This is a genomic window from Sphingomonas sp. S-NIH.Pt3_0716 (assembly GCF_003950715.1).
GTDB classification, from domain to species: domain Bacteria; phylum Pseudomonadota; class Alphaproteobacteria; order Sphingomonadales; family Sphingomonadaceae; genus Sphingobium; species Sphingobium yanoikuyae_A.
Window position 1 is genome coordinate 1 of the sequence record NZ_QLJK01000068.1, and the last position, 7,143, is coordinate 7,143.

Sequence of the window (7,143 nt, forward strand, 5' to 3'; positions counted from 1 at the left end):
CGGAAGAGAGTATTGGGGTTCATGGTTTTTTGCGGTGTGAGATTCGTCATATCAGCCTTTGCAATTTGGGGATGCTTTCGGAGCGAAACGTCAAGCATCCGAGATGGCCCATTGTCGCAGAAGTCCCAAAACATGCGACAGTTTTAGCCTGCTTCACCCGGCTTGCAGACGTTCCGCGATGAAGTCGGCGCGCTGCTCGATCCCTACCAGCGGCAGCTCTACAATCTGATAGCCAAGCCGGGTGTAAGTTTCGGCCATGACTCGGCCGGTCGCCTCGGCCTCCTGCCGGTCCTGCTTGCGCTCGGCGTCCTGCGCGAAAATGGCACCCCAATACGGGGCGAGGAAAACCCGCTCGTTGTAGGGATGAATTTTCGCCGCCGCCTCAATATGAGCCGGGACAGGCAGGCCGCAGAGCGTAAGATAGCCGACAACATCAGGAATCCCGCGATCCATCAGGACAGGCGCGTCACTCGCAAGAGCCTCGTGATAGGAACGCAGCTCCCAACCCAACATGAGTTCGGCAAAGATGGCCCGATCCGCCCAAGGCAAGGCTGGCCCGCCGATCCTGACTTGATCTTGTATGATCGCCCGGCCGGCCTCGGGCATCGTGCGGAAGCCGCGCCGGGTCATGGCGTCAATCAGGCTGCTTTTGCCGGAACCGGGGCCGCCAGTCACGACGAACATATGTTGAGCGTTAGCCATAGAAACTCCTTCCACACTACTGCGCCGGCGCTTTCACCGTGATCGTGCATCGCTGATCCTCGCCGGCCGTGCGCGCGGCCTCCCAACAAGCCGCTACCGCCTCCCTGTTCGTTTCAAGGAGCTGGTCGGCCGAGGCCACGCGCTGCCACGCTTCCGGGCTGCCGAACGCCATGAGGCTCATACCGGCCTGCCACGGCCTTTCGCCCATGACGACGCTGGCGACACGCGGCGCGGCCGAGAACGGCAACAGGCGCGGAAGGAACAACATCACCAGCGCGCCGGCGAGCAGGCCGACCGCGAAAGCGGCGACAAGCCACCAATCTTGCCGGCTACGCTCCCGCGCGCCGGCGACGTGCGCCGAAAGATTGCGGCCGGCGCGCTCGAGGTCGGACGCCTGCCGCTCGAGCTGTTGCGCGGCGGTGCGTATCAGGGCCTCGCCGCTGCGCTCGAGGAGCGCCGCATAGTGCGTCGCGCCCTGCCGGAGAATAGGCGATTGCTCTACGCCGTGCATCCGCTCCGCAACAGTGTCGAGCGCCTGCACGAGCTGGGCGAGCTGGGGCTTGTAGTCCTGCGCCGGCTCGATCTTTTCGAGCTGGTCGAAAGCCGCTTCCAGCCCACGCCGCATCACGGTCATTTCCGCGCCGATCTGCGCGCCCTGCGTCTCGATCGTGCGCCGGAGCGCATCGAACGCGGCGGCCGGGTCGCCGGCGTCCTCGTCCAGTGCTTGCCGTGCGATTCCTTCCCTGTCGTCGTCCAGCTCCGTCATATTCTCCGTGCCTACCTTCCCAAACCGATGCCCCGGCTAATCTGCCGGCTGCGTGACATTTCTTCTTGTAGCTGATGGGCGATGCTCTGCCCCCGGCGAAGCTCCTGCCCGATTCCAAGCTCCTGCCGGCGATTGCGCAGGATGGAATCTACCTGCGGGTCACGTTCGAGGCTCTTGGTCAGGCCGTTCATCTGGCTTTCGACCTTGGCGCGGGCATCGTCGTGCTGCCAGCCGCGAAGCTCCCGGCGCTGGCCCTGTAGTTCCTGCCAGCGTTCAACAAACCGCTCGGCCCTGACATTCGGGTCTTGCAGCGCGGCGTTTTCGCGCTTCATCCCGTCGATCACCTGCGCGACACGCTCCCGGCCGGAAAGCTCGGTCATGGCGCGCGCCGTCGCCGGGTCGTTTTGCAGGGTCGAACGCATCAAATCTTTCATGCCGTCGCGCACCTGGTCGAGCTGCTGGCCGGCATCGCCCATTTCCTGCCGCTGCATGTCGAGGACCGGCAGGCCCTCGCGCCGGTGCTGGTCGATCGACTGATAGGCCCGCGAATAGCGGTCAACGGCCTGCTCAAGCGGCGACTGCCCCCGCGCCCGCTCGGCCAGCCGGTCGGGCGCCGGCGCCTGCCGCAAGCTCCCTTCCCTTTCCGGCCGTCGCTGCATCCGCGATGCCTCGCCGCGCTCCTGTGAGGGCGCAGGGCGTGCATTGAGCTTGAGGCCGGCGAACATACCGCGCCGCTGCTTCTCGGCCTGCTGCGGCCGTTTCTGGTCGATCTGCGGGCCGTCCTCGCCGGCGCGGTCTGGCTCGCGGCTCTCGGCCGCCGCGCCGCGCCCGAGTTTCAGGCCCTCGAACGGATTGCGGCGCTGCTGTCGATCGCTGGCGAGATCTTCGCGCGGATCTGCACGAAGATCCTGCGCGAGATCCGCGCCGACTTTTTGCGAGGATCTCCGCTCAAGGGCGTGATCCCCGGCCGTCGACTCCCGTTCCGCACGTAGCCCGGCGCGCTCGGCCGGAATCTCGATCTCGCTGCGGACGCCCATTTGCTCCGCGATCCCGCGCCGCTCGGCAAAGTCGCGGGTATAGTCGAGCGTCGTTTCCTTCACGCCCGACCGGGACAGGCGGCGTTCTAGCTGGCTATAGGCCAGCTCGCCGGCGTCCTGAACCTTCCATGTGTTGCGGTGCGTCTGCGTCCCATCGGGCAAGGTGACGGGGGTGGAACCCTCATGCTGTAGGCCGATCTTCTCCCCGATCTCCGGCGCGGCCTCCTTCATGGCCCGCTCTAGATCGACGCCCCATAGGGTGCGCTGCTCGCCCTTGTCGTTTTCCAGCGTCACGAAATAGCTGTCGGACTTCTGCGGGTCATGCTCGAAGGGCGCGGCCCCATGCTCGACCAGCCGGCCGGCATTGGTGAACTCGTCCTGTGCCGCGTAGAGCTGCACACCGTCACGATGCCGGGTCATGGCGACATAGGTTAGATGCCGGTCCATCGTCCCCGACGCCATCACATAGGAGCGATCGACCGTCGCCCCCTGATTTTTGTGAATCGTCGTCGCATAACCGTGGTCGATCGCCTGATAGTCGCCCATCGGCACGGAAACACTATCGCCGCCCCGGCCGTCGAGCTGCGCGACGATCCGGCCCGCCTCGACATGCTCGACCGTGCCTAGCATCCCGTTTTTCACGCCAAGGTCGCGGTTGTTCTCCAAGAACACGATGCGGTCGCCCGGCGCGAACTCCCTCTGCCCGGTATTGGTCTGGAAGGTCAGCGCCCGGCCCGGCCCTTCCCGCTCATGGGCGACGTCGCCCGGCGCAAGGCTGTCGTCGGCCACGCGCGCCAGCTCGCCCCGTGCCAAAACACCCCGGTCCTGTAGCTCGGCCCGGATCGCGTCATTGATGGCGCGAACATCGGCCCGGCGATGCGCCATCGCAACCCGGGTGCCGTCCGGACGTTCATCGCGATCGGCAAGGTAGTCCCGCACGATCTGGCCGCGCGCGTCCTCGCCTGTCTCGGCAAAGCTGATATTGCCGTGATCCCGATAGGCCGCCAGCCCCTCGGCCGTCCGGTGCGTGGCGAAGTCAATGGAAGCGTCCCGCTGCCAGTCCACGCGCTGCCGGCGAATCTCCGACAGCTCGGCATGGCCGATTTCCTCCGTGATCGCCCGGAACGGTGCGCCGGCCCCGATCGCCTGCAACTGCTCATGGTCGCCTACAAGGACGATCTTCGCCCCGCGCGCCTCGGCCTCGCCAACGAAGCGGGCGAGCTGGCGGCTCCCGACCATGCCCGCCTCGTCGATCACGAACACGTCGCCGCGGCCGATCGTGCCGCGGTCGTTCTCCCAACCGCGGGACCATGATGCGAGGGTGCGGCTCTGGATGCCGGAACTTTCCTCCAAGCCCTCGGCCGCCTTCCCCGACAGGGCCGCGCCGTGGACCTGATAGCCTTCGGCCTCCCACGCCTCGCGCGCGGCCGCGAGCATGGTGGACTTGCCAGCGCCGGCATAACCGACAACGGCCGCGATCCGCTCCGGCCCGGTGATATGCTCGATCGCCCGGCGCTGCTCGTCCGAAAGTCGCGCCGTCTCGATCTGGCGTTCACGTTCGCCGGCGTCCAGCTCGCCCCGCGCAACCTTCCCGGCCGTGTCATGGGAAACGCTCGACCGAATGGCGGCGTCTTGGGCATCTATCGCCCGCTCGACATGCCGGCGATCGACGCCATGACCATGAGCCGCGTGCATCCGCTGCGCGCTCTCGATCATGCCGGATTCGATCTCGACCATTTCGCGGGTGGAATAGCGAGCAAGCTCGATCTCGCCCGTTGCCGGGTCCGCGCGCTCGGGCTGCAACTCGACCAGCGCCGGCGAGGCCATCACCTTCGCAAAGGCGCTCTGGAACTCCTGCGGGTCGTCGTTGATGTAGCGATGCAGCGCCCGCGCAACGTCGTGGCGATCGAACACGCTCTTTTCCCCGGTGATGAGGGTTAGAACCTGCTCGGGCTTCTCCCGGATCAGCTCGGCATTGCGCCGGGCCGCATCCTCGTCCAGCCGCGACCGCGACACGTCGAGGCCGCGCCGTTCCATCTGCGAGGCATGGACGCCCATATGCTCGGTCGGCGCGATCTCAAGCCCGCGCTCCATGTGCGAACGATGGTCGATCCGAATATCAAGCCCGGCCATTGCAAGCCGCTCGTTGGCGATCCCCTCCCACCTCTGGCGAAGGTCGCGGAGCTGCATATCGGTCGTCGGCAGGTCGTGCGCCAGCAGCCATTTGTTTTCGCGCTCAAGATAGGTCTTGTCGCCTAGCCCGTTCTCCGTCACCTGCCGCGTGGTCATAAGGATATGGGCATGGTGATTGCGAACGTCGCTCGCCTCGTGCGGTGCATGAATGGCGAAATCCACGGCCGCGCCGTAGCGGTCGGCCAGCTCCTGCGCCATCTCCCGCGCCGCCTCTAGCCGTTCCTCGGCCGAAAGCTCATGCGGCAAGGCAACCTCGAACTCGCGGGCAACGCGGGCATCCTTCCGCTTCTCGGCAAACTCGGCGGCGTTCCAGAGCGTCGAGCGATCCCGCGCCCAATCGGCGTTGACGCCTTCCGGCAAGACGATCTCGGCATGTTCGACGCCCTGCTTTGCCGTGTAGTCGTGCGTGATGCCGTCGCGCTCGTTGGTCAACTTCTCCCCGGCACGATAAGCCATAGAGGCGACGGCGCTACGGCCCTTCGCCCGCGAAACTGGCTTCATGCTGAAATGGTAGATCGCCAACCCGTTGCCTCGATCCCGTTTCCGCCTTTCCCGTCAGCTTTCTAGCTGACAGCGCGCTGAGTTACGCAGTAACTCGTAAGTGCGCCCTTCTCAACTCAATTGCTTCGCTCTTTCGCTGTTCGGTGTGGCGCTGCGGCTAGGTCGATGCAATGAAACTGAGGCCCGGATTGTGCTGCAAAACCGCCGAAAACTCAAGCGCAACAGGCAAACACTGGAAAAGACGGCCGGGAATGATAGTCTAGGCGAACAACCGGAAAAGGAGATTTGAGGAATGGCGCGCAAATCCATTGAAGAACGTCTAGCCCAACTGGATGCGCAGCGCGCCGCCCTCAAGGCACGGCTCGGCAAGCAGGAACGCGCCAACGACACGCGCCGCAAGGTGCTGCTCGGCGCGCTCGTCCTGCATCGCCTCGAACACGGCAAGGATGAAGAATTTGCCCGGCGCTTGGGCGAATGGCTCAAGCGTGAGCTGCCCGACTTCCTGACGCGCCCCGGTGACAAGGAACTGTTTGCCGATCTGATCGGCAACGCGCCGGCCGGGGAAACGACAGGTAGCGCCGGGGGGACGGCCGCATGAGTCAGGCGAGACTTGCTTGGGGTGCGTTCAAGAACATGATGCGGCAGGCCGCGCGTGATCCGCTATGGGCGTTCGTCGCTCTGCTCGCCGCACCTTTCCGCATCTGGAAACCGCTTCTCGGGCTTCTGTTCCTCCTTGTTATCGTCCTGTTCGTCCTCGGCTTCGGCGGCCGCTTCGCTCTCGAACAAATCGGCTTTCGCGTCGGCTCGGTTCCGGTTCTCCTGCTCGATCTCGTCACGCTGCTGGTGCTGCTGGCGCTCGCCTTCCGCTTCCTCACCAATCCGCTGATTATCCATTTCGGGGATATGGACGGCGAAACCCACGGCTCAGCCCGCTTCGCCACCGACAAGGAAACCGCCGCCCTCGCCCGCGCCGATTCCGGCCTGCTGATCGGCCGCGACGGCAAGACCGGGAAGCTCCTGCGCTATGACGGCCCGGCCCATCTGCTGACGATGGCACCGACACGCACCGGCAAGGGGGTGGGAACCATCATCCCCAACCTGCTCACCGCCGACCGCTCCGTGATCTGCATCGACCCCAAGGGCGAAAATGCCAAGATCGCCGGCCGCGCCCGCCAGCAGTTCGGCCCGGTCCATGTCCTCGACCCCTTCGGCGTCACCGGCCAGCCCTCGGCCGCCTTCAATCCGCTGGAAGGGCTCGACCCGGCCGGCCTCGATGTCGCGGAAGATGCAAGCACCTTGGCCGACGCCCTCGTGTTCGATGAACCGGGCATGGCGGGCGAGGCGCATTGGAACGAGGAAGCCAAGGCGCTCATTGCCGGCCTGATCCTCCATATTGCCGCCAGCGAGCCGCGCGACAGGCGAAACCTCGCCACCCTGCGCGAATATCTCACCCTCGCCCCTGAAACCTTCGCCGCGCTCCTGAAGGACATGCAGGCGTCAATGGCCGCCTCCGGCCTGATCGCCCGCGCCGCAAACCGCCACCTCGGCAAATCCGACCGCGAGGCGGCCGGCGTCCTCTCGGCCGCGCAGCGCCATACCCATTTCCTCGACAGCCCGCGCATGGTCGCGGTCCTCGGCCGATCCGATTTCGGCTTTGCTGATCTCAAGCGCCGCAACGTCTCTGTGTTCCTGGGGGCGTTTGCGGGAGGGGGCGGAATCCTACGCTAAGGATTTGGGCCAGCGATATTCCCCGGTTAGATTGATGTGTTCCCATCCCAACGGCGAGACGTGGGCGAGTAGATCAGGCGCGATATGGGTAGGCGCTGCCTTCGACATGCCAGCGCGCGATCCGCAGCAATTCCCAGAAGCTGTGCGTGTTGGTCGCCGCCGCCATCTTGCGCAAACCGAGATTGACGCCTTCCGCCAGCAACACGTTCATCAGGC

Annotated in this window: 5 protein-coding genes and 1 pseudogene; 2 read left to right on the forward strand and 4 right to left on the reverse strand. The window is 65.5% G+C overall.

What is annotated here, in order from left to right; genetic code table 11:
• Positions 1–153 precede the first annotated feature (153 nt).
• The 3 genes from BRX37_RS25625 to traA are packed head-to-tail and all read right to left on the reverse strand — an operon-like array spanning position 154 to position 5,220.
• Positions 154–702, reverse strand: coding sequence for an AAA family ATPase (locus BRX37_RS25625; RefSeq protein ID WP_035227934.1), 549 nt, complete (start codon positions 700–702; stop codon positions 154–156).
• A 16-nt stretch (positions 703–718) separates the two neighbouring features.
• A complete protein-coding gene (locus BRX37_RS26990) occupies positions 719–1,468 on the reverse strand; it encodes a DUF6118 family protein (protein WP_017502936.1) in 750 nt (249 codons plus the stop codon).
• Between the two features lie 11 nt (positions 1,469–1,479).
• Positions 1,480–5,220, reverse strand: coding sequence for a Ti-type conjugative transfer relaxase TraA (gene traA, locus BRX37_RS25640; RefSeq protein WP_026109554.1), 3,741 nt, complete (start codon positions 5,218–5,220; stop codon positions 1,480–1,482).
• A 271-nt stretch (positions 5,221–5,491) separates the two neighbouring features.
• Here traA and BRX37_RS25645 point away from each other — a divergent pair, with 271 nt between their 5' ends.
• Entirely contained in the window at positions 5,492–5,797 is a 306-nt protein-coding gene (locus BRX37_RS25645) for a hypothetical protein (RefSeq protein WP_017502934.1), read from the forward strand.
• Complete coding sequence (locus BRX37_RS25650; RefSeq protein WP_486057171.1) at positions 5,794–6,927, forward strand: type IV secretory system conjugative DNA transfer family protein; 1,134 nt, start codon at positions 5,794–5,796, stop codon at positions 6,925–6,927. The genes BRX37_RS25645 and BRX37_RS25650 overlap by 4 nt, the downstream gene beginning before the upstream one ends.
• A gap of 91 nt (positions 6,928–7,018) precedes the next feature.
• On the opposite strand, the pseudogene BRX37_RS25660 reads toward BRX37_RS25650, so the two are convergent.
• Positions 7,019–7,143: pseudogene (locus BRX37_RS25660) on the reverse strand (Tn3 family transposase); the annotation flags it as partial.